This window comes from Streptomyces thermocarboxydus (assembly GCF_024760485.1).
GTDB lineage: Bacteria > Actinomycetota > Actinomycetes > Streptomycetales > Streptomycetaceae > Streptomyces > Streptomyces cellulosae.
In genome coordinates this window covers 1,812,544-1,838,088 of record NZ_CP058273.1, presented here as the reverse complement: position 1 = coordinate 1,838,088, position 25,545 = coordinate 1,812,544, and the positions used below count along the sequence as shown (strand labels likewise).

Annotated in this window: 19 protein-coding genes and 1 pseudogene; 12 read left to right on the top strand and 8 right to left on the bottom strand. The window is 73.3% G+C overall.

Features of this window, described 5'->3' with window-relative positions; genetic code table 11:
* Positions 1–15 precede the first annotated feature (15 nt).
* Both metF and AY578_RS08575 read left to right on the top strand, forming a co-directional pair.
* Positions 16–939, top strand: coding sequence for a methylenetetrahydrofolate reductase [NAD(P)H] (gene metF, locus AY578_RS08580; protein ID WP_051101571.1), 924 nt, complete (start codon positions 16–18; stop codon positions 937–939).
* 56 nt (positions 940–995) lie between these two features.
* A complete protein-coding gene (locus tag AY578_RS08575) occupies positions 996–1,943 on the top strand; it encodes an SCO2102 family sporulation regulator (protein ID WP_019521967.1) in 948 nt (315 codons plus the stop codon).
* Positions 1,944–1,994: 51 nt separating this feature from the next.
* On the opposite strand, the gene AY578_RS08570 is transcribed toward AY578_RS08575, so the two are convergent.
* From AY578_RS08570 to AY578_RS08555, 4 genes and pseudogenes are all read right to left on the bottom strand, one after another.
* The gene (locus AY578_RS08570) at positions 1,995–3,479 is read right to left on the bottom strand and encodes a phytoene desaturase family protein (protein WP_136237772.1); all 1,485 of its coding nucleotides are present in this window, start codon (positions 3,477–3,479) and stop codon (positions 1,995–1,997) included.
* Positions 3,480–3,931: 452 nt separating this feature from the next.
* Positions 3,932–4,561 carry a TetR/AcrR family transcriptional regulator gene (locus AY578_RS08565; protein ID WP_019521965.1) on the bottom strand — a complete coding sequence of 210 codons (630 nt, stop codon included), beginning with the start codon at positions 4,559–4,561 and terminating at the stop codon, positions 3,932–3,934.
* A 35-nt stretch (positions 4,562–4,596) separates the two neighbouring features.
* Positions 4,597–6,681 (bottom strand): YhgE/Pip family protein, encoded by a 2,085-nt coding sequence (locus AY578_RS08560; protein ID WP_019521964.1) that lies wholly within the window; start codon positions 6,679–6,681, stop codon positions 4,597–4,599.
* 518 nt (positions 6,682–7,199) lie between these two features.
* Positions 7,200–7,820 (bottom strand): annotated as a pseudogene (locus AY578_RS08555) (ATP-binding cassette domain-containing protein); the annotation flags it as partial.
* Between the two features lie 68 nt (positions 7,821–7,888).
* On the opposite strand from AY578_RS08555, the gene AY578_RS08550 reads away from it, so the two are divergent.
* The 3 genes from AY578_RS08550 (at position 7,889) to AY578_RS08540 (ending at position 10,031) form a co-directional block, all read left to right on the top strand.
* Positions 7,889–8,455 carry an SAV_6107 family HEPN domain-containing protein gene (locus AY578_RS08550; RefSeq protein WP_019521962.1) on the top strand — a complete coding sequence of 189 codons (567 nt, stop codon included), beginning with the start codon at positions 7,889–7,891 and terminating at the stop codon, positions 8,453–8,455.
* A gap of 113 nt (positions 8,456–8,568) precedes the next feature.
* Positions 8,569–9,339, top strand: coding sequence for a methyltransferase (locus tag AY578_RS08545; RefSeq protein WP_019521961.1), 771 nt, complete (start codon positions 8,569–8,571; stop codon positions 9,337–9,339).
* Positions 9,340–9,626: 287 nt separating this feature from the next.
* Entirely contained in the window at positions 9,627–10,031 is a 405-nt protein-coding gene (locus tag AY578_RS08540; RefSeq protein WP_026243386.1) for an SCO2097 family morphological protein, read from the top strand.
* A 320-nt stretch (positions 10,032–10,351) separates the two neighbouring features.
* Here AY578_RS08540 and AY578_RS08535 read toward each other — a convergent pair whose 3' ends face one another.
* The 4 genes from AY578_RS08535 to AY578_RS08520 form a co-directional block, all read right to left on the bottom strand.
* On the bottom strand, positions 10,352–12,745 hold the full coding sequence (locus AY578_RS08535) for a transglutaminaseTgpA domain-containing protein (RefSeq protein WP_019521959.1): 2,394 nt from the start codon (positions 12,743–12,745) through the stop codon (positions 10,352–10,354).
* Positions 12,742–14,106: a DUF58 domain-containing protein gene (locus AY578_RS08530; RefSeq protein WP_136237767.1), complete on the bottom strand. Its 1,365-nt coding sequence runs from the start codon at positions 14,104–14,106 to the stop codon at positions 12,742–12,744. Before AY578_RS08530 ends, AY578_RS08535 begins: the two co-directional genes overlap by 4 nt.
* Positions 14,106–15,173, bottom strand: a complete 1,068-nt coding sequence (locus tag AY578_RS08525) for an AAA family ATPase (RefSeq protein ID WP_037778117.1) — start codon at positions 15,171–15,173, stop codon at positions 14,106–14,108. Before AY578_RS08525 ends, AY578_RS08530 begins: the two co-directional genes overlap by 1 nt.
* Before the next feature lie 259 nt (positions 15,174–15,432).
* The gene (locus AY578_RS08520; protein WP_026243385.1) at positions 15,433–15,975 is read right to left on the bottom strand and encodes a beta-class carbonic anhydrase; all 543 of its coding nucleotides are present in this window, start codon (positions 15,973–15,975) and stop codon (positions 15,433–15,435) included.
* Between the two features lie 412 nt (positions 15,976–16,387).
* Between AY578_RS08520 and rsmH the strand changes: the two genes are divergently transcribed.
* The 7 genes from rsmH (at position 16,388) to murD (ending at position 25,485) form a co-directional block, all read left to right on the top strand.
* Complete coding sequence (gene rsmH / locus AY578_RS08515; RefSeq protein WP_026243384.1) at positions 16,388–17,344, top strand: 16S rRNA (cytosine(1402)-N(4))-methyltransferase RsmH; 957 nt, start codon at positions 16,388–16,390, stop codon at positions 17,342–17,344.
* A gap of 103 nt (positions 17,345–17,447) precedes the next feature.
* Entirely contained in the window at positions 17,448–18,110 is a 663-nt protein-coding gene (gene ftsL, locus AY578_RS08510) for a cell division protein FtsL (RefSeq protein ID WP_258907280.1), read from the top strand.
* Complete coding sequence (locus AY578_RS08505; RefSeq protein ID WP_258902223.1) at positions 18,092–19,879, top strand: peptidoglycan D,D-transpeptidase FtsI family protein; 1,788 nt, start codon at positions 18,092–18,094, stop codon at positions 19,877–19,879. Before ftsL ends, AY578_RS08505 begins: the two co-directional genes overlap by 19 nt.
* 171 nt (positions 19,880–20,050) lie before the next feature.
* On the top strand, positions 20,051–21,571 hold the full coding sequence (locus AY578_RS08500; protein ID WP_019521952.1) for a UDP-N-acetylmuramoyl-L-alanyl-D-glutamate--2,6-diaminopimelate ligase: 1,521 nt from the start codon (positions 20,051–20,053) through the stop codon (positions 21,569–21,571).
* Between the two features lie 4 nt (positions 21,572–21,575).
* Positions 21,576–22,991, top strand: a complete 1,416-nt coding sequence (locus tag AY578_RS08495) for a UDP-N-acetylmuramoyl-tripeptide--D-alanyl-D-alanine ligase (RefSeq protein ID WP_019521951.1) — start codon at positions 21,576–21,578, stop codon at positions 22,989–22,991.
* The gene (mraY, locus tag AY578_RS08490; RefSeq protein ID WP_006131287.1) at positions 22,991–24,061 is read left to right on the top strand and encodes a phospho-N-acetylmuramoyl-pentapeptide-transferase; all 1,071 of its coding nucleotides are present in this window, start codon (positions 22,991–22,993) and stop codon (positions 24,059–24,061) included. The genes AY578_RS08495 and mraY overlap by 1 nt, the downstream gene beginning before the upstream one ends.
* Positions 24,043–25,485 (top strand): UDP-N-acetylmuramoyl-L-alanine--D-glutamate ligase, encoded by a 1,443-nt coding sequence (gene murD / locus AY578_RS08485; RefSeq protein ID WP_037778113.1) that lies wholly within the window; start codon positions 24,043–24,045, stop codon positions 25,483–25,485. Before mraY ends, murD begins: the two co-directional genes overlap by 19 nt.
* Positions 25,486–25,545 lie beyond the last annotated feature (60 nt).

Here is a 25,545-nt window from a genome sequence, read left to right as displayed (position 1 = left end):
GGCTACGCTGCCCGTATGGCCCTCGGAACCGCATCCACCAGAACGGACCGCGCACGCACCGTGCGCGACATGCTTGCGACGGGGAAGCGGACGTACTCGTTCGAGTTCTGGGCCCCCAAGACGGAGAAGGGCGAGCGCAACCTCTGGAACGCGCTCCGCAGGATCGAGGCCGTCGCCCCCAGCTTCGTCTCCGTGACCTACGGCGCGGGCGGCTCCACCCGGGCCGGCACGGTGAAGGCGACCGAGCAGATCGCCGCCGACACCACCCTCACCCCGGTCGCGCACCTTACGGCGGTGGAGCACTCCGTCGCCGAACTGCGCAACATCATCGGCCAGTACGCCGACGCCGGGATCCGCAACATGCTCGCCGTGCGCGGCGACCCGCCCGGCGACCCGATGGGCGACTGGGTCCCGCACCCCCAGGGCCTCACCTACGCGGCCGAACTGGTGCGGCTCATCAAGGAGTCGGGCGACTTCTGCGTGGGCGTCGCCGCCTTCCCCGAGATGCACCCGAGGTCCGCGGACTGGGACACCGACGTGGCCCACTTCGTGGACAAGTGCCGGGCCGGCGCGGACTACGCGATCACCCAGATGTTCTTCCAGCCGGAGTCGTACCTGCGGCTGCGTGACCGAGTCGACGCGGCGGGCTGCGAGACGCCCGTGATTCCCGAGGTCATGCCCGTGACCAGCGTGAAGATGCTGGAACGGTTGCCAAAGCTCAGTAATGCGGTGTTCCCCGACGCCCTGAAAGAGCGGATCCTCGCAGCGAAGGACGATCCGGCGGCGGTACGCTCCATCGGTATCGACTTCGCCACGGAGTTCTGCGCGCGGCTGCTGGCCGAGGGAGTGCCCGGTCTGCACTTCATCACGCTCAACAACTCCACGGCGACGCTGGAAATCTACGAGAACCTGGGCCTGCACCACCCGCCGCAGGCCTAGACCGGTCGCACGCGCATACGACACACTGCGTAGCGACCACTGGGAGAGGGGCGTACATGGGCTGGACGGTCCTCTACATCGCGTTCGGCATCGTCGCGCTGTGGTTGCTGGGTGAGGTGCTGCTGCAGTACAAGGCGCGCCTGCGCTGGCGGCTGCTCGCCTTCGTCGGGTTCCTCGGCGTCGTGTTCGGCGTGCTGATCCCGTCCGTGGTGGTGATCGGGCTGGGCGCCGCCGCCTTCGCCGTCGGGCAGACCTACGTCACGCTGTCGTTCCGCCGCGGCTTCCAGGCCGGCTGGGCGGTCAACGCGCCGATGCTGTCCGCCGTGAAGGGGCGCCGCGACGAGCCGACGCTGGAGGTCACCGACCTCGAGGCGTCCGGCGACCGCGCCGACGCGTTCGACACCGGCCCGGTGACGCCCGGTTACGGCGCCGACGACGACTACGACCGCGACGACGTCTTCACCCCCGCCGCCGACCGTCAGACGCCCGCGGAGTCCTCCGCCGTCTACGAACCGCAGCCGCTGCCCGACGACACCGGCTCCTACGGCGTCTACGGCGACCAGGGCTACGCGGGCCAGGACCAGTACGCGGGCCAGGACCAGTACGCCGGCCAGGACCAGTACGCCGCGACCGCGCAGACCGCCGACCCCAATTACGCCTACGACTACTCCGGTTACGGGCAGCAGCAGGGCTACGACACGGGCCAGCAGTACGCCGCGTACTCCGACCCGTACATCGGCAACGCCACCTACGGCGGCGGCGCCTATGACACGGGCTACACGGACCAGCAGTACGCCCAGCAGGGCTACGCTGCCCAGGACCCGTACGCGACGGGCGGCTACGGCGGCGAGACCCCGGCCGGCGGCCTGTGGGTGCCGCAGCAGCGCGGCGCCGACGACCCGTACGGCGGCGAGCTCCCGCCGGAGCAGCAGTACCCGTACCAGGACGGCGGCCAGCAACAGGGCACGCAGGGCAACGGGTACGACGAGCAGTACCGCTACTGAGCGGGCGGGCGGCCGAGGGGACCCCTCAACCGCCCGCGCCCCGGCCCGCGTTCACTGCGAGCCGCGGAAGTTGGGCCCCTCCACGATCAGTCCGGCGACCAGCGCCCCCGACATCCCGGCGTGCGGCAGCCCGCCGCCGGGGTGCGACCAGCCGCCGACGGTGAACAGCCCCGGCAGACGCGTGGTGTTGGACGCGTGCAGGAACCGGCCGTCGGCCGCCGCGAGCGCCGGCGCCGGCACCGCGCCGCCCTCCGCGCCCGTCTCCCGCTCGACGTCCTGAGGTGTGCGCACCTCGTGCCACAGCAGCCGGTCCCGCAGATCCGGCACGGCCCGCTCGGCGGCCGTCACCATCCGCTCCGCGAACTCCTCGGCGCCGTCCGCCCCCGCGGGCGTCATCGCCGTCACGGTCACCGCCTCGTGCCCGGCGTCCGGGACCAGCGCCGGGTCGTCAGGACGCAGCACCGTCACCGTCGGCTCGCCCGGCAGTCGGCCGCCGGCGAGCGCGTCCAGCTCCGCGTCACGGTCCCGGGTGTGCACCACCGTGCGGTGCGGGGCGCCCTCCGGGCGGGCGCCGCGCAGCGCCAGCAGGACCGTCGTCCGGCTCGCCCCCTCCCGCCGGGCCGGCACCTCGCCCTCCCCGCGAAGCCGCGTGCCGCACATCCGCTCCAGCACCCCGGGGCCGACCCCCGCGACCACCAGGTCCGCCTCCACCGCCGTGCCGTCGGCGAGTTCGACGCCCGCCGCCCGGCCGTCCTTCTCGCGTACCGCGGTGACCTCCGCGCCGAAGTGGAACTCCACCCGGCGGGCCAGGCACCGCTCGTACATCGCCCGCGCCAGCTCCCGCAGCCCGCCGCGCACGTACCAGGTGCCGAAGGCGTGCTCCATGTACGGCAGCACCGCCGCGCTCGCCGGCGTCGTCCGCGGGTCCAGGCCGAACGCCAGAGCGTGGCTCTCCAACAGGGCCCGCAGCCGCGGGTCGCGCAGCTCCCACTCGCCGACCTCCGCGAGCGTGGCCGCCGTGCGCAGGCGCAGCAGCCGCCGGTGCGGGACCGCCGGATAGGGCTCGCGCCCGGCCAGCACCTCCCAGTTGGGCCACAGCGGCTCCTCGAGGAGCGGGCGGCGCGCCCGGTCCCAGGCCTCGCGGGCCCGCACCAGGAAGTCGCCCCAGCGCCGAGCCGCGTCCGCGCCCAGCGCCTCCTCCACCGCCGCGACCACGCCCGCGCGGGAGGCGTTCGGCAGGGACACCCGGGTGCCGTCCGCGAAGACGTGGTGCGACGACGGGTCGGCCTGCACCAGCTCGACGCACTCCTCCAGCGGCTCCCGGCCCGTCTTCACGAACAGGTCCCGGTACACGGCCGGCAGCGGCAGCAGCCCGGGGCCCGTGTCGAAGACGAACCCGTCCCGCTCCCGGCGGCGCAGCGCACCGCCGTACGTCTCCGTCCGCTCGTACACCGCCACCCGGTGGCCCGCGACGGCCAGCCGGGCGGCGGCCGCCAGCGCGCCCACGCCGGCGCCGATCACCGCAATCCGTGCCATGCCAGGGACTTTATCCGCCGCCGGTCAGGGCCCGTCCCCGAGTATCCGCGCCCCCGCAGCGTGACCGTGCGGGCGCGCGCCGTGGTGGGCCCGGGAGCCCAGGAGTGAGTACCCGTACCTAGCCGGTGAGATGAGTACGGCGGCGGATGGGCCCGGACCAGCGGGAACGGAAGAGTGGAGACCACGGAGAGGGGGCCCGGGCCCACGGCACCGGCGACACGGGGCGCCGGAACGGGGACCGGCCCGCGATCCGCTCCTTCCGCCGGCGTCGTCGGCGGGAGCGAGGCACGGGGGAACCCGGGGGAACGACCGCAACGGGGGTTCCACGGGGGGACGTACGGGGGATCACGGGGGAGCAACGGGGGAACAGGGAGGCGCCGGCCCGGCCGGTGGCCGCGGGGGACGCGGCCACCGACGGACCGGCGCCTTCGCGTGTCCGGCGCCCGTGCGGGTCAGCCGCGGCCGCTGACCCGGCCCTGCAGCAGCCGCGACAGCGCCGCGTGCACGTCGTCCAGGGACCGCTCCGGCTGGAACGACTTCCAGTCCAGCGCCGCCACCAGCACCATGCCGACCAGCGCCGCCGCCGTCAGCGGCACGTCGATCTCCTCGCTGAACTCCCCGGCCGCCACGCCCTCGCGCAGCACCCCCTCGACCACCGCCACGGCCTGCTGCCGCACCACCATCAGCGTGGACTGCCAGGCCCGGTTGGTACGCCACAGCTCCGCCACGTACAGCTGTGTGAAGGCCGGGTAGCGGTCGATGAAGACCAGCCCCGCCCGGATCATGGCGTCCAGGGCGTCGACCTTGCTCCCGCCCTCCCGTTCCGTCCGCTCGGCCGCCTCCCGCAGCGAGTCGGTCAGCAGACCGACCCCGTGCCGCAGCAGCTCCTCGAAGAGGACCGACTTGCTCGCGAAGTTGTAGTAGACGGTGCCCTTCGCGACGCCCGCCCGCTCGGCGATCTCGTCCACGGTGGTGGCGGAGAACCCCTGCTCGGCGATGAGCGTGACGGCCGCCTCGTAGAGCTTCTGCCGGGTGGCCTCGCGGCGGGCGCTGCCGCCCGGCGTGGTGCTGCTGCGTTCCATGGCCCTGATTCTCACAGGAGCTCCGGCCGGCCGGTTCACAGGCTCAGCTCCGGGTGCAGCCGGTCGAGCGTCCACACCTGCCGGCGGCGGGCCGACAGCGCGGTCAGCGCGAGCGCGCCGGCCGTGAAGGCCGCCAGCACCGCGCAGGCCGTCCACACGGGACCGAGCCCGCCGCCCGAGATCAGCCGCCGCAGCGCCTCCACGACATGGGTCATCGGCAGGAAGGGGTGCAGCGCGTTGAAGAAGTCCGGACTGGTCTGCACGGGGTACGTGCCGCCCGCCGAGGTGAGCTGGAGCATCAGCAGCGCCAGCACCAGGATCCGGCCGGCCGCTCCGAAGCGGGCGTTGAGCCACTGCACGAGCGCCGCGAAGCACGCCGTCACCAGGAACAGGAAGCCCACCGTCCCGGCCGCCCGCGCCATCTGCAGCCCCAGCCCCCAGTGCAGCACCGACATCAGCGCCACCGTCTGCAGCACCCCGATCGCCACCACCGGCAGCCAGCCCGCAAGCGCGATCCGCCACGCGGAGGCCCCTGCCGCGAGCGCCCTCCGGTTCATCGGCGCGATCAGCATGTACGCCACCATCGCGCCCACCCACAGCGACAGCGGAATGAAGTACGGGGCGAAACCGGTGCCGTAGTTGGGCGCCTTGTGCAGGTCCTGGGAGATCAGACGGACCGGGTCGGCCATCACCTCGGTGCGCTCGTCGCGCTCGGCCTTGTCGTAGTCGGGGATCTGCTCGGCGCCCTCGTGCAGACCGCCGGCCAGCTGCTCGGAGCCGTCGACCAGCTTGAAGAGGCCGCCGCTCAGGTCGTCCGCGCCCGTCTTCAGCCTGCTGACGCCCTTGTCCAGGTCCCGGGCGCCCGTCTCGGCGGTGGCGAGACCCTTGTTGAGCTTCTTCGCGCCCGCCGCGACCTTCCCGGCGCCGCTGTTCAGCTTGTTGATCTTGCTGACGGCGTCCTCGAGGTCCTCGGAGAGGTGCGGGGCCCGGTCGGCGAGGGCACGCGCCTGCTTCTCCAGGGTGGCGAGGTGCCCGTCGAGCTTCTTCAGCTCCGCGCGGTGCCCGGTGACCAGACCGCTGACGTCGTCCGCGACGGACGAGGCGGTCGCCGCCGCCTCCTTGGCCTTCTTCAGCTCCGGGCAGGCCGGGTCGGGCAGGACGGCGTCCTCGCAGCGCTCGCGGTACAGCGTGTCCAGGGTGCCGGACGCCTCACGGGCGTCCTTCGCGGCGGCGGGCGCCTTCTCCGCCAGCGCGTCCAGGTCGTCCCGCAGCCGCCCCGCCGTGTCCGCGACGAAGCGCGCCGTCTCCCCGATGGCCTTCTCGTTCCTCTTCAGGAACGGGCCCGCCTCCGCGTTGAGCGCGTTCACCTTGTCGGCGAGCTTCTGCGTGCCGTCCGCGACCTTCCCGGAGCCGTCCTCCAGGGAGCCCGCGCCCTTGTGCAGGTCCTTCAGGCCCTTGGACAGCTTGCCGCTGCCCGCGCGGGCGTCCTTCAGACCGGCGGCGAGGTCCTTGGAGCCCTTCTCCGCCTTGCCGATGCCCCCGTTCAGCTTGTCGGCGCCCTGCGCCGCCTTCACCGTCTCGCCGTGCAGGCCGGAGAAGGAGACGAAGATCTGGTCCAGGAAGGACCGGGAGGTCTTGGTGGACGCGGCCCGCCGCACCTCGCCGAAGACCGTCCGGGAGATCTGCCCGACGATGTAGTTGTTCGCGTCGTTGGTGCGCACCTGGAGGGCGCCCGTCTCGGGGGAGTCGCCCGCACTGGAGGCGACACGGCGGCTGAAGTCCGCCGGCACGGTGAGCGACAGGTAGTACGTGCCGTCCTCGACCCCGCGCTGCGCCTCCTCCTCGCTCACCTCCCGCCAGTCGAAGGCGGAGCTGTCGTGCAGGCCCTCGGCGATGTCGTCGCCGGCCGTGATCCGCTTGCCGTTCGCGGTCGCGCCCCGGTCCTCGTTGACGAGGGCCACGGGGATCCGGTCGAGCCGGCCGTACGGGTCCCAGAACGACCAGAGATACAGGGCGCCGTACAGCAGGGGCAGCACCAGCAGGGCGACGAGCGCGGCGCGGGGGAGGGTGCCGCGGCCGAAACGCCGCAGCTCAAGAGCGGCCAGTCGCGGCGATCGCATCGGCGGGGGTCTCCTTCTCGGGGTGGGAGTGGGCGAGACGGCCGGCGGGCTCGGCGGTGGGCCGGGGCTCGTCGGCCCGGTCGGCCGGGTCGCGGGCTTCGGCGGTGGGCCCGGGTGGGCCGTCGGACCCGCCGTCCGCGGGCTCGGCTGCGGGCCTGCCCCTCACCGCCGCCGCCCTCGCCGACGGGCTGTGCGCCGTCCGAGGGGCCGGCCTCGTCCGCGGGTCCTTCGGCGTCGGTGGGATCGGCCTGTGCTGTTCCGTCGGGCTTCCCGCAGGCAGGGGCGGCGGGTCCGCCCGTCCCCGCGCCGTCGCCGGGCCGGGCCGCGTCCGTGCGGACGACCACCGCGTCGGACGGCGGCTCGCTGCACACGGCCAGCACCGTGACCCCCGTGCCGGCGACGGACCGCAGCAGCTCCCACACCTCGTCCCGCTCGGCGGCCGACAGCTTCAGGTCGGTGTCGTCGATCCCCAGCAGCCGGGGACGCCCGAGCAGGGCCAGCGCCAGCGACAGCCGCAGCGCCTCCACCCGCTCCAGGTCCCGCACCGCGGTCCGCTCGCCCTTGGGCAGGGCGGCCAGGTCGAGCCCGGCGGCGGCCAGCGCCTCGTCGATGTGCCGGCGCCGCTCCCGCCGCCGCTCGGCGCGCGGACGCAGCAGCTGCCGGGGCCGGGGCAGCGCGTCCCCGAACCGCCGCCGCAGCAGCTCCTGTTCACGCAGATGCTCGGCCACGGTGAGCGCCGGTTCGAGGTCGGTCACCCCGGCGACGTGCGCCAGGCCGCTGCGGCGGCGTACGGCGGCCATGCGCCGGGGCAGTTCGAGACCGCCGACGACGGCCCGACCCTCCGTCGGCTTCATCCGGCCGGTGAGCGCGAGCAGCAGACAGGTGCGGCCGCTGCCGGACGGCCCGGTCAGCGCGATCAGCGCGCCGGGCCCCGCGTCGACCGACACGTCGCGGAAGGCCCACCCCCGCGGCCCCTTCAGGCCGAGGCCGTCGGCCACGACGTCGAGTCCGCTCGGATCGTCCACGAATCCCCCTGGAGCGTGCGGGAACAGTTTTTTGAACTGACTGGTCAGTGCAAAAGTTAGCTCGAACGGGAGAACGAAGCAACGTCGCAGGTCAGAACGGATTGTCAGTGCCATACCGCACGATGTGCGCATACGGCACTCGCCTCATGGCGTGCCGTCACGAAGACGACAGGAGGTTCGTCATGGCCCACTCGTCCGCAGCCGCCGCCCGCCGGCGCCGCGCAGCCGGCCCTGCCCCCTCACTGAACAACGGCCCGGCGAGCGACATCCACCCGGTGCTGCGCCGCGCCGCGGCCCCGCCCGCCGCCCTCGACCTGCTCGCCCAGGCCCGTGCCGGACTCGACGAGGCCGCCGTCCTCGACACCCCCAACGAGCGCTACGCGACGGCCCACCTGGCCGCCCTGCGCACCGCCGCCGCCGTCCTCGCCGCCCGGGGCAGGCCCGAGACCTCGCCCAGGGCCCGGGCGAAGATACGAAGCGCGTGGGAGGTGCTCCCGGAAATCGCGCCCGAACTCACCGAGTGGAGCGCCCTGTTCGCCTCCGGTGCCCGGCGCCGTGCCCGCGCCGAGGCGGGCATCCAGGGCGCGGCGACCGTGCGGGACGCCGACGACCTGATCCGGGACGTGGCGATGTTCCTCCGCCTGGTCGAGCGGATGCTGGTGCTCCAGCCGGTGCTGCCCCCTCCCCGCCCCGACCAGGACGGAGGTCCTGACACGGCCCCGCGCGGCGACCTGCCCGACGCGGGCTGAGACGCCGGGCCACCGGGTGACGGCGGGCCGCCGATCAGGCCATAGGGTGGACAGCGCCTGAAACCGATCGCCCCGCCCCACCCCAGGCGGTGCCCCGCCGAGGAGTCACCACCGTGTCGGACCCGATGCGCCCCCGCGCCGCTCTCCGTACCGCCGTTGTCTGGGACGTCCTCCAGGACGCCCTGGAACGCAGGGTCAAGGCCACCGGACGGCAGGCCCTGGACGTCCTCGACACCGGCGGCGGCAGCGGCAACTTCGCCGTGCCCCTGGCCCGGCTCGGGCACCGGGTGACCGTCGTCGACCCCAGCCCCAACGCCCTGTTCGCCCTCGAGCGCCGCGCCGCCGAGGAAGGCGTCGCCGAGCGGGTGCGGGGCGTGCAGGGCGACGCCAGCGGCCTCTTCGACGTCGCCGAGCGCGGCGGCTACGACGTCGTGCTGTGCCACGGCGTCCTGGAGTACGTCGACGATCCGGCCGAGGGCGTGCGCAACACGGTGGCCGCCCTGCGCCCCGGCGGCGTCCTCAGCCTGCTCGCCGCCGGCCTGGGCGGGGCGGTCCTCTCCCGCGCCCTCGCCGGCCACTTCACGGAGGCCCGTCAGGCCCTCGGCGACCCGAACGGCCGATGGGGCGAGGGCGACCCCGTGCCGCGCCGCTTCACCGCCGAGCAGCTCACGGAGCTGGTGCGGGGCGCCGGCCTTGAGGTCGGCGCGGTGCACGGCGTCCGCATCTTCTCCGACCTCGTCCCCGGCGTCCTGGTCGACACCGAGCCCGGGGCGCAGGAGGCGCTGCTGAAGCTGGAGGCCGCCGCGGCCGAGCTCGCCGCGTTCCACTCCGTGGCCACGCAGCTTCACGTGCTCGCCGAGGCGGGCGAGGCCGACGAGGCGTGAGCGGCCGTCCGTGACACGTCGCTGATCAGGGGCGCGTCCGGCGGCCCCGGGGCGCATGGACTGTGCCACAGGCCCCCCGAATGGCGGCTCGGAGCCGTATGATCGAGGGAGACCGCCCGGCATGACGGGTCGGCCGCCGGGGAATGACAGCCTCAGCGGACCGGTGCGTGATGGCGGACACCGGTCGGCAATTGGCGCAGAGGGGCGGGTTTCACGGGGGCGATTCCCTGCCTATCCTGAAGGGACCCCCCGGGTCGCCCCGGCGACTGCACGATGAGGAGGACTCCGTGCCGCTCTCGGAGCACGAGCAGCGCATGCTCGAGCAAATGGAGCGAGCGCTGTACGCCGAAGATCCCAAGTTCGCGACGGCGCTCGAGGGAAGCGGGCTGCGTACGTACACCCGGCGACGGGTCTACCAGGCGGTCGCGGGCTTCCTCGTAGGTATTGCGCTCCTCATGGCCGGTATGGTCGCCCAGCAGGTGTGGCTCAGCGTCGTGGGCTTCCTCGTGATGCTGGGGTGCGCGGTACTGGCGGTGACCGGGTGGCGCAAGGCGCCGAAGCCGGGTGAGCAGGCCGCTGGGGCCGCGGGGGCGGCTCCGCGGGCGGGCCGGCAGGGGAGAGCTCGGCGCTCGATGATGGACCGCATCGAGGAGCGGTGGCAGCGGAGGCGTGACGAGCAGGGCGGTCACTGAGGCCCACGAAGATTTCGGTTCAGGGGTGTTCACCGGTACGGGTGGGCACCCCTGAGTCGTCCCTGCGGGTTCCTGCGGGTGCGTGGCGAGTACTTCGCGCAGTTCCCCGCGCCCCTGGGGTGGGTTCGTACCCGTGAGTTGGCCCTGCGGGTGCGTTGTGGTTGTTCGCGCAGTTCCCCGCGGCCCTGGGGTGGGTGCCTCGCGTTCCCTGTTTGCACCTGCGGGTGCGTTGTGGTTTCTCGCGCAGTTCCCCGCGGCCCTTCAGGGGCGCGGGGAACTGCGCGAGCGGCCGGTGGCCGTCTGCTCGCCGCCGTCCGACCTCAGCCGCGCTGGCGCGTAGGCAGGTGCCAGTCCGGGCGGAGGGCGATCACGCGGTCCCGGAGGGACGCCCAGCGGTCGGACGCCGTCCACACCACCCGCACGGCCGACCGAGGCACAAGCAGCGCCCGCAGACGCCTCGCCCGGGACGCCGAGTCCCGCAACCCCCCGGCGGCCAGCCGCACGTCCTCCGCCAGCCCCACGACCGGCCGAGGCCGAGGCGCGTACAGCACCTGCTCCACCGCCCCCGCCAGCCTCCGCGCCGACGCCGCGGCCTCCCCCTCCAGCTCGCCCGTCCGCACGATGCGGTCGGCCGCCCCCCGCGGGGTCAGCGACTCGTCGGGGAGGATCCCGTGGTCCCAGGCGGTGTCCGTCAGCTCCTCCCAGGCGGCCAGCACCCGCGGAGCGACGTCCTCCTCCGCGCGGCCGCGACCGCGGCCGTCCAGCCGGACCGCCCGCATCCGCGTCCGCCACAGCATCGGCGACAGCGGCAGAGCCAGCACCAGCAGCCCGGCCAGCGCCCACAGCAGCACCACGTGCCACTTCGGGCCGTCGCCGCCCGCCGCCAGGGCCGCCTCGGGCGACTCGCTCTCGCAGGAGCCCGGGTCGCTGCCGTCCGCCCGGCAGTCGGTGCTCTGCGACGGCTGCGCCGACGGGTCGGCCGGCGCGGCCTGCGACGGCCGGGCCGGATCCGCAGGACCGTTGTCCTGGACGTCCGGCACGGTGTAGTCCGGCGTCGAGCCCCGCGTCGGTGTCGGCTCGAACCGCGTCCAGCCCACACCCTCGAAGTACAGCTCGGGCCAGGCGTGCGCATCCCGCATCGCGACCGACACCGTACCGTCGGCCTGCGGGGTCCCGGGCGCGAAGCCCACCGCGATCCGCGCCGGAATGCCCAGCGACCGCGCCATGGACGCCATCGCGAACGAGTAGTGGACGCAGAAGCCCCGCTTTTCCTTCAGGAAGCGGGCGATCGCCTGCGCGCCGCTGCCGACCTCGACCTGGGTGTCGTACTGGAAGTTCCCGCCCAGCGTGAAGTAGTCCTGCAGCATCACCGCGCGGTCGTAGTCGCTCTTCGCGCCGTCCGTCACGTCACGGGCGGTCTCGGCCACCACGGAGGGCAGCGAGTCGGGCAGTTCGGTGTACTCACGCAGCAGATCGGCCGGCGGCTCCGGGGCCTTGGCCAGCTGCTCCGCCGTGGGCCGCACGTCCAGGCTGCGCACCTCGTACGTCAGCCCGCGCGTGTTCTGCCCGTGGTCGCCGACCAGCGTCATGCCGACCGGCTCGTACCGCCAGTCGCCCCGCACGCTCACCCGGCTCGGCGGATACGGCATCGGCAGCCACGTCTGGCCGTACCAGTTCGCGACCGAGACCGACGTGCCGACCTCGGTGAACTCCACGTCCGGGCCCAGTCCCGGCGGGGCCGGGAAGCCCTCGGGCACCTGGGTGATCGCCCGCTTCGACGGCTTCCACGTGGTGCCGTCGAAGTCGTCCAGGGACACGATGCGCAGATACAGGTCCGAGGTGTTCTCCATCTCGGTGCGCACCGAGAACACCGCGCGGTCGTCGTCGTTGTTCAGCGAGTCGCGCAGCGACACCAGCGGGTTCACCGCGGAGATCGTGCCGCCCCCGCCGACGCCCGCGCCCACGCCCCGGCCGTCCGGGCCGAGCAGGCCGCCGTCCATCGCGGGCAGCGCCAGCGGCACCACCAGGGCGATGCCCAGCGCCACCGCCCCGATCCGGTGACCGAACCGGGCGGGCGCCGGCCCGCCGGGCGTCTCCCGGCTCCGGCCGCGGGGCGGCCCGGCGAACACCCGGCCCCACTGCGACAGCCGGTCCCGGCCCTCGGAGAGCAGCAGCAGCAGATAGCCGGCCGCGGCCAGCAGGAACCACAGCCACTCGATGCCGTTGTCCGTCAGGCCCGCGGCCACCGAGTACAGGGCGAGCAGCGGCAGCCCGGCCGGGGCCGCGCTGCGGAACGTCACCGCGAGCGTGTCCACCAGCAGCCCGATGACCAGCACCCCGCCGACCAGCATCAGCCGGATGCCGTCGCTCAGCGGCGCCGGTATCGCGTACCGGTTGACGTCCTGGCCGCCCTGCTCGAGGAGCTGCCCGAAGAAGCGCAGCGCGTCCGGGCCGGGTATCAGCCCGGCGACGGCCTGCTCCCGCGCGAACATCAGCGTGAGCAGCATCAGCGTGACGACGACCTGCGCCGCCACCGTCAGCGGCCGCGCCAGCGGCACCCGCCGCGCCGCCGCGCCCACGCCCGCCTGCACGCCCAGCAGCAGCGCCGCCTGAAGGATCCACATGGTCGACTCCACCAGCGGCAGCAAGGCGCAGGCCGCGAGCAGGGTGGCCGCCCACGCGCGCACCGTGAGCCTGGCCAGTGAGCTGATCACGATCCCTCCCCACCGCCGGCCGCCACCAGGCCCGAGCGCTCACGGTCCGCCTGCCGCCACAACCGCTCCAGCGAGGCGCCCCGCTCCACCGCCACGGCCGTCCATCCCGACTCGCGCAGCATCCGCAGATGCTCCTCGGCCGGCCGTTCCCCGGGTCCGGGCACGTCGGACGGCTCCCCCAGCCAGTCGTCGCTGTCCAGCAGGAACGCGACGGCGCCCCCGCTGCGCTGCCGCATCCGGGCCAGCACCGCGGCCTGCTCGTCGTCCAGGTCGCCGAGGAACGCCACCAGCAGCCCCTCGCTGCCGGACCGCATCACGTCGTAGGCGCGGGACAGGCCCTCCTCGTCGGAGTGGTCCACCACGGCCAGCATGTCCATCATCAGCCCGGCCGCGTCCGCCGACTCCTGGTGCACCCCGGAGAAGCCCTCGGCGCCCTCCCCGGGCATCGAGTCGCCGGTGTCCGTCAGCAGCCGCACCGAGAAGCCCCGCTCCAGCATGTGCACCAGCACCGAGGCCGCGCCCGACACCGCCCACTCGAACGCCGAGTCCGGTCCGGCGCCCTCGTAGGCGATGGCACGGGTGTCCAGCAGCACCGTGCAGCGGGCGCGCTGCGGCTGCTCCTCGCGGCGCACCATCAGCTCGCCGTAGCGGGCGGTGGAGCGCCAGTGGACGCGGCGCAGGTCGTCGCCGTAGCGGTAGCCGCGGGGGATCACGTCGTCCTCGCCGGCCAGCGCCAGCGAGCGCTGCAGCCCGTCGCCGTACCCCTTGGACTCCCCGCTCAGCCGCACCGGCGGCAGCGCCTCCACCCGGGGCGTCACCGTCAGCGTGTCGTACGAGGAGAACGAGCGGTTCAGCTCGCACATCCCGAACGGGTCGGACAGCCGCAGCTGGAGCGGGCCCAGCGGGTAGCGGCCGCGCAGGTCGGAGCGGACCCGGTAGGACACCTCACGGCGCCCGCCCGCCTCCATCCGGTCCAGCACGAACCGCGGGCGCGGGCCGAGCACGTAGGGCACCCGGTCCTGGAGCATCAGCAGGCCCGTGGGCATCCGGGAGACGTTGTCCATGCGCAGGTGCACGCGCGCCTCGGACCCCGCCGGCACCCGGCCGGGGGAGAGGCGGCGGCTGCCCGCGACCCGGTAGCGGGTGCGGTAGAGGACGGCCGCGCACACCAGCGGCAGCACCGCCAGCAGCAGGCCGACCCGCAGCAGGTCGCTCTGCCCGAGCACGTACGCGCAGATCGCGGCCGCGATGCCGGCCGCCAGGAAGGAGCGCCCCCGGGTGGTGAGCCCCGCCAGGGCGGTCCTCAGCCCGCTCCGGTCGCCCCGGTCGTCGTCGGCGTGGACCGCGCCGGCGGTGCTCATCACAGCCTCCGGGGCGGCTGCTGGCCGTAGCCTCCGCGGCCCAGGCCGAACCCGGCGGGCCGGCCGGCCGCCGCGGGCACCGTGGTGCGCTGCAGGATCTCCTGCACCACCTGCTCGGCGGTGCGGCGGTTGAGCTGGGCCTGCGCGGTGGGCAGCAGACGGTGGGCGAGCACGGCGACGGCGAGCGCCTGCACGTCGTCCGGCAGGGCGTAGTCACGGCCCGCCAGGGCCGCCGCCGCCTTCGTGGCCCGCAGCAGATGCAGCGTCGCACGCGGCGACGCGCCGAGTCTCAGGTCGGGGTGCGTACGGGTGGCGGCGACCAGGTCGACCGCGTACCGCCGGATCGGCTCGGCCACGTACACGCCGCGGACCGCCTCGACGAGCTTCACGATTTCGTGCGCGTGCGCCACCGGCTGGAGGTCCTCCAGCGGGGAGACCCCGCCGTGCACGTCGAGCATCTGCAGCTCGGCCTCCGCGCTCGGGTAGCCGACCGAGACACGGGCCATGAAGCGGTCGCGCTGGGCCTCCGGCAGCGGGTAGGTGCCCTCCATCTCGACCGGGTTCTGTGTCGCCACCACCATGAACGGGCTGGGCAGTTCGTAGGTCTTGCCGTCGATGGTGACCTGGCGCTCCTCCATCGACTCCAGCAGCGCGGACTGCGTCTTAGGCGAGGCGCGGTTGATCTCGTCGCCGATGACGATCTGCGCGAAGATCGCGCCCGGCTTGAACTCGAAGTCACGGCGCTGCTGGTCCCAGATGGACACACCGGTGATGTCCGAGGGCAGCAGGTCCGGTGTGAACTGGATACGGCGCACCGAGCAGTCGATCGACCGTGCCAGGGCCTTCGCCAGCATCGTCTTGCCGACGCCCGGGACGTCCTCGATGAGCAGATGTCCCTCGGCGAGCAGCACGGTCAGCGAGAGCCGTACGACCTCGGGCTTCCCCTCGATCACGCCTTCCACCGAACCGCGCACGCGCTCCACGACGGCGGTCAGGTCCTCCCCGACCGCCCCGTATGCCCGGTCGGGGGCGCCCCCATGGCTTGCACGATCGTCATAGGTCGTCACCCGGCCCTCCTCGGCCTTTCCCGCGCTCGGCGATGAGCGGGGGGTTCCCCAAATGTGCCGGCCGATCCCGTGCCCAGCGGACCGGCCCACCCCGAATCACGGGCGCCACGCGGGGAAAGTTCCGCGGGACACCACTTCCGCATTCTTGCTGCCGTTACCGATTCGTGTCACTCGACTGTGGACAACTGACAGCGATATGTCAGCTCTTACGACGTTCGACGGCTCTCCGGGGTGGGGCCGGCCCCAGCGGGCGGCCGGGTCAGGCGGGGTCGACCTCGCGCAGCAGACCCGTCTTCACGTCGAAGACGAATCCGCGCACGTCGTCGGTGTGCAGCAGGAACGGCGAGGTCCGCACCCGCTGCATCGACTGGCGGACGTCCTGGTCCACGTCCCGGAATGCCTCGACGGCCCACGCCGGACGCTGTCCCACCTCCATCTCGAGCTCGTGCCGGAATTCCTCGGTGAGGGACTCGAGACCGCAGTTGGTGTGGTGGATGAGGACGACGCTGCGGGTGCCCAGCGCCCGCTGGCTGATGGTGAGGGAGCGGATCACGTCGTCCGTGACCACGCCGCCGGCGTTGCGGATGGTGTGACAGTCGCCCAGCGACAGGCCGAGCGCGTCGTGCAGGTCGAGGCGGGCGTCCATGCAGGCGACCACGGCGACGTGGAGCACCGGACGCGCGTCCATGCCCGGGTCGGTGAACGCGGCGGCGTAGCGCTCGTTGGCTTCGATCAGACGGTCGGTCACGGTGCCCGGGACGGCGTTTCCGGAACCTGCGGGCGCGGATGCAGAAGTCGTCATACTCCTGACGGTACTGGTCACCGGGGCGTCGAGCCCGTTGTGAGAGGGGACAAAGAACGTCAGCGGCGCTTGGTGTGAGGTAACCCACAGGAGTGGTGTGACCCCCTGCCTACGGGTGATGTGCCCGATCCGCCTCTTGACCCGCGCGGGCCGCGACGCGCAGTCCGGTTGATTGACCGGGCCGGACCGTGGACTAAAGTGACGCGAAGCGGGAGGTGAGACTGCCCGCTGCAGTGACTTCCCCGGATCCCCCGGCGCCGACCAGGGGATCTCCCGCGTGCGCGGCGCGTACGTACGGCTCGGCCTTCTCCCGCCGCCGCCCGGCCGACGCCTCCGGCGCCGGCCGCCCCCTCACCGGGGAGGGCGGGGAACCGGCGGTGCGTGAGCGTCACGCCGGATCTGAGAGGGCCCCTTGAGCGAGAGTCGACACGTCCCGGTGATGCTCCAGCGGTGCCTGGACCTGCTGGCGCCCGCCCTGGAGCGGCCCGGCGCCGTGGTCGTCGACTGCACGCTCGGCCTCGGCGGCCACAGCGAGGCGCTGCTCGCCCGCTTCCCCGAGGCCCGGCTCGTCGCCCTGGACCGCGACAAGGAGGCGCTGCGCCTGTCCGGCGAGCGGCTCGCCCCCTACGGCGACCGGGCCACCCTGGTGCACGCCGTCTACGACGAGCTCCCCGACGTCCTCGGCCGCCTCGGCATCCCGCGCGTCCAGGGCGTCCTGTTCGACCTCGGGGTGTCCTCGATGCAGCTCGACGAGGCCGGCCGCGGCTTCGCCTACGCCCAGGACGCCCCCCTCGACATGCGGATGGACCAGACGACCGGCGTCAGCGCCGCCGAGGTCCTCAACACCTACCCGCCCGGCGAGCTGGTCCGCATCCTGCGCGCCTACGGCGAGGAGAAGCAGGCCAAGCGGATCGTGTCCGCCGTCGTCCGCGAGCGCGAGAAGGAGCCCTTCACCACCAGCGCCCGCCTGGTCGAACTGATCCGCGACGCCCTGCCGCAGGCCGCCAAGCGCACCGGCGGCAACCCGGCCAAGCGCACCTTCCAGGCCCTGCGGATCGAGGTCAACGGCGAGCTGTCGGTGCTGGAGCGCGCCGTCCCCGCGGCCGTGAAGTCGCTGGACGTCGGCGGCCGCATCGCCGTGCTGTCGTACCACTCGCTGGAGGACCGGCTGGTCAAGCAGGTGTTCGCGGCGGGCGCCGCCACCACCGCCCCGCCCGGCCTGCCGGTCGTCCCCGAGCAGTACCAGCCGCGGCTCAAGCTGCTCACGCGCGGTGCCGAACTTCCCACCGAGGAGGAGATCGCCGAGAACCGCCGCGCGGCCCCCGCGCGGCTGCGCGGCGCGGAGCGTATCCGGGAGGACGTCGGGTGAGGCGGCTCCGGTGAGGCACGGGCCGGCCCCGCGACGGGCGCCGGCCGGGCGGACGGGCGGGACGAGCGGACCCAGGGGAGCGTGAGTGACCAGGAAACCCGAACTGAAGGGGCGGCCCGAGCTGCGGGGGAGGGCGGCCCGGCTCGCGCACCTGCTGCCCACCGGCCGCGCTCAGGCGGCCCGCACCCCCTTCGTGCTGCTCGTGGTCCTGCTCCTCGGCGGCGGTCTCATCGGCCTGCTGGTGCTGAACTCCGCGCTCAGCGAGGGCGCCTTCCGCCTCGACGACCTCCAGCGGGAGACCAAGGAACTCACGGACGAGGAGCAGGCCCTGCAGCGCGACATCGACGGCTACTCCGCCCCCGACGCCCTCCAGCGCCGCGCCCGCGAGCTCGGCATGGTGCCCGGCGGCGACCCCGCCTTCCTCGACCCCGACGGCAAGGTCAAGGGCGTGCCCAGCCCGGCCTCCGCCGTCCGCGCGCCCCTGGTCCTCGCGCCCGAGGCGCTGGCCACGGCGACGGCCCCGCCGTCGCCGCAGTCCGCGCCCCGTTCCCGCACGCCCGACCCCCGGCAGGTGACGGAAGTGTCCGACAGGCAACCGCCCCGCCGCAGGGTGCCGGACCCGCCCGGCCGTCCTCGGCCGCCCGCGGCCGCACCGGCCCCGGCGCCCGCCCGGTCCGCGGGCCCGGCGGACCGCGCCCCGGGACCCCGAAGACCATCCGGCTGGGCAGCCCGCGCCCCCGGCTGCGCATGGTCGGCGTCGGCCTGACCCTCGTCATGCTCGCCTTCGTCGTCCGCCTGGTGCAGGTCCAGGCCGTCGACGCGAGCACCTACGCGGGCAAGGCCGAGCGCAACCGCTACGTGGGCCAGGTGCTGGCCGCCGAGCGCGGCGAGATCACCGACCGCAACGGCGTGGCCCTCGCCACCAGCGAGGACGCCTACGACATCACCGCCGACCCCACGATGTTCGCCCCGGACGAGCTGAAGATCGACGACGGGCCCGAGCAGGCCGCGGCGCTGCTGGCCCCGATCCTCGGCGCCGACCAGGAGGACCTGGTCCGCAAGCTGCGGCCGGACAACCCGTCGCTGCGCTACGTGAAGCTGGCCGGGCGGCAGACGCCGCAGGTCTGGAAGCAGATCAAGGACCTCAAGGCCGCCCTGGCCACCAAGTCCGAGACCGACAGGTCGACGGTCAACGTGCTGGCCGGCGTCTTCTCCGTGCCCACCAGCAAGCGCGTGTACCCGAACAACGAGCTCGCCGCCGGGATACTGGGCTGGGTCAACGCCGAGGGCAAGGGCAGCGGCGGCGTCGAGCTCCAGCTGGAGGACCGGCTGGCCGGCGAGGAGGGCAAGATCCGCTACGCCCAGTCCGGCGGGCGTCTGGTGCCCACCGCGGGCTCCACGGAGACCCCGGCCGTGCCCGGCGACGACATCGAGCTCACCATCGACCGCGACATCCAGTGGGCGGCGCAGAACGCCATCACCCAGCAGGTGGAGGAGTCCGCGGCCGACCGCGGCTACGTCATCGTGCAGGACACCCGCACCGGCGAGGTCCTGGCCATGGCCAACGCCCCCGGGTTCGACCCCAACGACCTGTCCGCCGCCGACCCCAGGACCCTCGGCAACGCGGCCCTCCAGGACGCCTTCGAGCCGGGCTCCACGGCCAAGGTGCTGTCCATGGCGGCCGTGCTGGAGGAGAACGCCGCCACCCCCGGCACCCATGTCGTGGTGCCCAACCGGCTGCACCGCGGCGACCGGCTGTTCAAGGACGACATCGACCACCCGACCTGGTACCTGACGCTCAACGGCGTCCTCGCCAAGTCCAGCAACATCGGCACCATCCTCGCCACCGGCCAGCTTGGCAGGACCCAGGCCCAGGCCAACAAGGTGCTTTACGACTACCTGCGCAAGTTCGGCCTCGGCAGCCACACAGGGCTGGGCTCCCCGGGCGAGACCAAGGGCATCCTGGCCCCGCCGGACCAGTGGTCCACCTCGCAGCAGTACACGATTCCTTTCGGCCAGGGCGTGTCCATCAACGCGATGCAGGCCGCCTCCGTCTACTCGACCATCGCCAACGGCGGCGTCCGCGTCGAGCCCACCCTCGTCCGCGGCTCCAAGGGGCCCGACGGGCGCTTCACGCCGGCCCCCGAGCCCGAGAAGAAGCGGGTGGTGAGCCAGAAGACGGCGAAGACCCTCGCGCAGATGCTGGAGTCGGTCGTCGACGACGAGGAGGGCACCGGCACCAAGGCGCGCATTCCGGGGTACCGGGTGGCGGGCAAGACCGGTACGGCGAACCGCGTGGATCCGGCCACCGGCAAGTACCACGGCTACACCTCGTCCTTCGCCGGGTTCGCACCCGCCGACAAGCCCCGGGTCACCGTCTACTGCGTCATCCAGAACGCCACCCGGGGCAGCTACTTCGGCGGCCAGATCTGCGGCCCCGTCTTCAAGCAGGTCATGGAGTTCTCCCTGAAGACCCTCCAGGTCCCGCCCACCGGAGCCGCCCCGGCCGCCCTGCCGGTCACCTTCAAGCCCTGACCCCGTACCGAGCACCGAGCCACCAGGAACCACCTCGTGACAACGATCACCCCCGACCCCGGGAACCAGAGCCCCCGCGGCCCCTCGCTTGGCCCGCCGAGCGGTACGCCCGGTACGCTCACCGCCGTGCCACACGCTGATCAGTCCCAAACCACCCAGAAGGGCCAACCCGTGACATATCCGGGACCGCCCCGTCCGGACCAGGTCTCCGCCACATCCCTCGCGGAACTCGCCGGTCAGCTGGGTGTCCCCGCACCCGCGCAGGCCGCCGAGGTCACGGGCATCACCCACGACTCCCGCGCCGTCCGGCCCGGCGACCTGTACGCCGCGCTCCCGGGCGCCCGCGTCCACGGCGCGGACTTCGTCACCCAGGCCGCCGGCCTCGGGGCAGCCGCGGTGCTCACCGACCCGGCCGGCGCCGAACGCGTCGCCGCGACCGGGCTGCCCGCCCTGGTGGTGGACGACCCGCGGGCGAAGATGGGCGAACTGGCGGCCACCATCTACGGCCACCCCGGTCGCGATCTGCTGCAGATCGGCATCACCGGCACCTCCGGCAAGACCACCACCGCCTACCTCGTCGAGGGCGGTCTGCGGACCGTCCGCTCCACGGGACTGATCGGCACGGTCGAGATGCGCATCGGCGACGAGCGCATCAAGTCCGAGCGCACCACACCCGAGGCCACCGACCTCCAGGCGCTGTTCGCGGTCATGCGCGAGCGCGGCACCGAGGCCGTGGCCATGGAGGTCTCCAGTCACGCCCTGGTCCTCGGCCGGGTCGACGGCTGCGTCTTCGACATCGCCGTCTTCACCAACCTCAGCCCGGAGCACATGGAGTTCCACTCCGGGATGGAGGACTACTTCCAGGCCAAGGCGCAGCTGTTCACGCCCGCCCGCAGCCGGCTCGGCGTGGTCAACGTGGACGACGAGTACGGCCGCCGCCTGGTCAAGGAGGCCGGCGTCCCGGTCGTCACCTACTCCGCCGAGGGGCACCCGGACGCCGACTGGCGCGCCGAGGACGTCCACGTCGGCCCGCTGGACTCGACGTTCACCGTGGTCGGGCCCAAGGACGAGCGGATCACCGCCCGCGCCCCGCTGCCCGGCCCGTTCAACGTGGCCAACTCCCTGGCCGCGATCGTCGCGCTGGCCGCCGCCGGACTCGACCCGCAGGCCGCCGCCGACGGCGTCGCCGCCGTGCCGGGCGTGCCCGGCCGCCTGGAGCGCGTCGACGAGGGCCAGCCGTACCTGGCGGTCGTGGACTACGCCCACAAGACGGACGCCGTGGAGTCGGTGCTGCGCGCCCTGCGCAAGGTCACCGAGGGCCGGGTGCACGTCGTGCTCGGCTGCGGCGGCGACCGTGACGTCACCAAGCGGGAGCCGATGGGCGCGGCCGCCGCGCGGCTCGCCGACACCGCCGTACTGACCTCCGACAACCCCCGCTCCGAAGACCCGCTGGCGATCCTCGCCGCGATGCTCCAGGGCGCGGCCTCGGTGCCCGCCCACCAGCGCGGCGAGGTCCAGGTCTTCGAGGACCGTGCCGCCGCGATCGCCGCCGCCGTCGCCCGGGCCGAGCCCGGCGACACGGTGCTGGTCGCCGGCAAGGGCCACGAGCTGGGACAGGACATCGCCGGGGTGGTGCGTCCGTTCGACGACCGCCAGGTGCTTCGCGAAGCCATCAAGAAGACCCAGGGATGAACTTGTGATCGCCCTCTCCCTCGCCGAGATCGCAGAAGTCGTCGGCGGGCAGACGCACGACATACCGGACCCCTCCGTCCTGGTCACCGGCGAGGTGGTCCGGGACTCGCGGGAGGCGGGTCCGGGCAGCCTCTTCGTCGCCTTCGTCGGCGAGCGCGTGGACGGCCACGACTTCGCGGCCCAGGTCGTCGAGGCGGGCGCGGTGGCCGTGCTCGCCTCCCGGCCGGTCGGGGTGCCCGCGATCGTCGTGGAGGACGTCCAGGCCGCCCTCGGGGCCCTCGCCCGGCACGTCGTCGCCCGGCTCGGCGCCACCCTTGTCGCCCTCACCGGGTCGGCCGGCAAGACCAGCACCAAGGACCTCGTCGCCCAGGTGCTGAGCGGCAAGGCCCCCACCGTCTTCACGCCCGGCTCCCACAACAACGAGATCGGGCTGCCGCTGACCGCGCTCACCGCCACCGAGGAGACGCGGTTCCTCGTGCTGGAGATGGGGGCGCGGGGCATCGGCCACATCCGCTACCTCACCGGACTGACCCCGCCGAGGATCGGCATGGTGCTGAACGTCGGCTCCGCGCACATCGGCGAGTTCGGCGGCCGCGAGCAGATCGCCGAGGCCAAGGGCGAGCTCGTCGAGTCGCTGCCGCCGGCCGAGGAGGGGGGCGTCGCGATCCTCAACGCGGACGACCCCTACGTCCGCGCCATGGCCTCCCGTACGAAGGCGAAGGTGATCTTTTTCGGAGAGTCCGGCGAAGCGGACGTCTCCGCCGAGAACGTGCGACTCACGGACAGCGGACAGCCTTCCTTCAGGCTTCACACACCCTCCGGTGCAAGCGATGTGACCATGCGCCTGTACGGTGAGCATCACGTGTCGAACGCGCTCGCCGCGGCCGCCGTCGCCCACGAGTTGGGCATGTCCGCAGACGAGATCGCCCGCGCGCTCTCCGAGGCGGGCTCCCTCTCCCGCTGGCGCATGGAGGTCACCGAGCGACCGGACGGCGTGACGGTCGTCAACGACGCCTACAACGCGAACCCCGAGTCCATGAAGGCCGCGCTGCGTGCGCTGGCGGCCATGGGCAAGGGGCGCCGTACGTGGGCGGTGCTCGGCAAGATGGCCGAGCTCGGGGACGAGGCGCTCGCCGAGCACGACGCGGTCGGACGGCTCGCCGTCCGGCTCAACGTCAGCAAGCTCGTCGCGGTCGGGGGCAGGGAAGCCGCCTGGCTGCAACTGGGCGCATATAACGAGGGTTCGTGGGGTGAGGAGTCGGTGCACGTGTCCGACGCACAGGCGGCGGTCGACCTGTTGCGCAGCGAATTGCGCCCGGGGGATGTCGTACTCGTGAAGGCGTCCCGTTCGGTCGGGCTCGAGAGCGTGGCGCAGGCGCTGCTCGAGACCGGTGCCGAGGGTGAGGTCGCCGCCCGATGATGAATCAGGTCCTGTTCGCAGGAGTCATTGGCCTCTTCCTGACGCTGATCGGCACGCCGCTGCTGATCAAGCTGCTCGCCCGCAAGGGATACGGGCAGTACATCCGCGACGACGGCCCGCGCGAGCACGCCAGCAAGCGCGGTACGCCGACGATGGGCGGCATCGCCTTCATCCTGTCGACGGTCGCCGCCTACTTCCTCTCCAAGGTGATCAGCGGCGAGTCGCCGCGGTACTCCGGCGTGCTGGTGCTGGGCCTGATGGTCGGCATGGGCCTCGTCGGCTTCCTCGACGACTACATCAAGATCGTCAAGCGGCGTTCGCTGGGCCTGCGGGCCAAGGCGAAGATGGCCGGCCAGCTGATCGTCGGCGTCGCCTTCGCGGTGCTGTCCCTGCAGTTCGCGGACTCCCGCGGGCAGACCCCCGCCTCCACGAAGCTGTCGTTCATCACGGACTTCGGCTGGACCATCGGCCCGGTGCTGTTCGTGATCTGGGCGCTGTTCATGATCCTCGCGATGTCGAACGGCGTGAACCTCACCGACGGTCTGGACGGCCTCGCGACCGGCGCCTCCGTGCTCGTCTTCGGCGCCTACACCTTCATCGGCGTCTGGCAGTTCCAGGAGTCCTGCGCCAACGGCGAGACGCTGACCAACCCGGGCGCCTGCTACGAGGTGCGCGACCCGCTGGACCTCGCCGTCGTGGCGTCCGCGCTCATGGGTTCCTGCCTGGGCTTCCTGTGGTGGAACACCTCCCCGGCCAAGATCTTCATGGGCGACACCGGTTCGCTGGCGCTCGGCGGCGTGCTCGCGGGTCTCGCGATCTGCTCCCGCACCGAGCTGCTGCTCGCCATCCTCGGCGGCCTGTTCGTCCTCATCACGATGTCGGTGGTCATCCAGGTCGGCTCGTTCCGGCTCACCGGAAAGCGGGTCTTCCGGATGGCGCCGCTCCAGCATCACTTCGAACTCAAAGGCTGGTCCGAAGTCCTTGTGGTGGTCCGCTTCTGGATCATCCAGGGCATCTGTGTGATCGTCGGACTCGGCCTCTTCTACGCGGGATGGGCAGCGGACAAGTGACCGACTGGCAGGGCAAGCACGTCACCGTCGCGGGACTGGGCGTCTCCGGCGTCCCGGCGGCCAAGGTGCTCCACGGACTCGGCGCGAAGGTCACCGTCATCAACGACGGCGACGACGCCCGGGCCCGCGAGCAGGCCGCGGAACTGGAGGCGCTCGGCGTCACCGTCCGCCTCGGGGACGGCACGGCACCTGACAGCGGCTCCGCCGCGGGCCTTCCCGAAGGCACCGAGCTGATCGTCACCGCCCCCGGCTGGAGGCCGGACCACCCGCTCTTCGCGGCGGCGGACGCGGCCGGGGTGCCGGTGTGGGGCGACGTCGAACTCGCCTGGCGGCTCAGGAAGCCGGGCGCGGCCGACTGGCTCGCGGTCACCGGCACCAACGGCAAGACCACCACCGTGCAGATGCTCGCCTCCATTCTGGAGGCGGCCGGCCTGCGCACCGCCGCCGTCGGCAACATCGGCGTCTCCCTGCTCGACGCGGTCCTCGGCGACGAGGAGTACGACGTGCTCGCCGTGGAGCTGTCCAGTTACCAGCTCCACTGGGCGCCCTCGCTGCGCGCCCACTCCGCCGCCGTCCTCAACCTGGCGCCCGACCACCTCGACTGGCACGGCTCCATGGAGGCGTACGCCAAGGACAAGGGCCGCATCTACGAGGGCAACCGCGTCGCCTGCGTCTACAACGTGGCCGACAAGGCCACCGAGGACCTCGTCCGCGAGGCCGACGTCGAGGAGGGCTGCCGCGCGGTCGGCTTCACCCTCGGCACCCCCGGTCCCTCCCAACTCGGCGTCGTCGAGGGCCTCCTGGTCGACCGCGCCTTTGTGGAGAACCGGCAGAAGAACGCCCAGGAGCTCGCCGAGGTCGCCGACGTGAAGCCGGCCGCCCCGCACAACATCGCCAACGCCCTTGCCGCGGCGGCCCTCGCGCGCGCCTACGGGGTGCCCGCGGCCGCCGTGCGGGAGGGGCTGCGGAACTTCACCCCGGACGCCCACCGCATCGCGCACGTGGCGGACGTGGACGGCGTGGCCTACGTGGACGACTCCAAGGCCACCAACACGCATGCCGCGCAGGCCTCGTTGGCCGCGTACGACTCCGTCGTCTGGATCGCCGGCGGGCTCGCCAAGGGCGCCACCTTCGACGAACTCGTCGCGGGGGCCGCCGGGCGGCTGCGCGGCGCCGTGCTGATCGGCCGGGACCGCGCCCTGATCCGCGAAGCCCTGGCGCGACACGCCCCGGAAGTCCCCGTGGTGGACCTCGGGCGGACCGACACTGGGGCGATGCTCCAGGCCGTCCAGGAGGCGCGGCGGCTGGCACGCCCCGGTGACACGGTGCTGCTCGCCCCGGCCTGCGCCTCGATGGACATGTTCGCCAACTACAACAAGCGCGGTGACGCGTTCGCCCAGGCGGTGCGCGAGCTCGGCGCCTGACCCCGGCCGCCCCGGCGCCGGGCGACCTTGGGAGGGACGCGTGGGACCGTCCGTAACCTG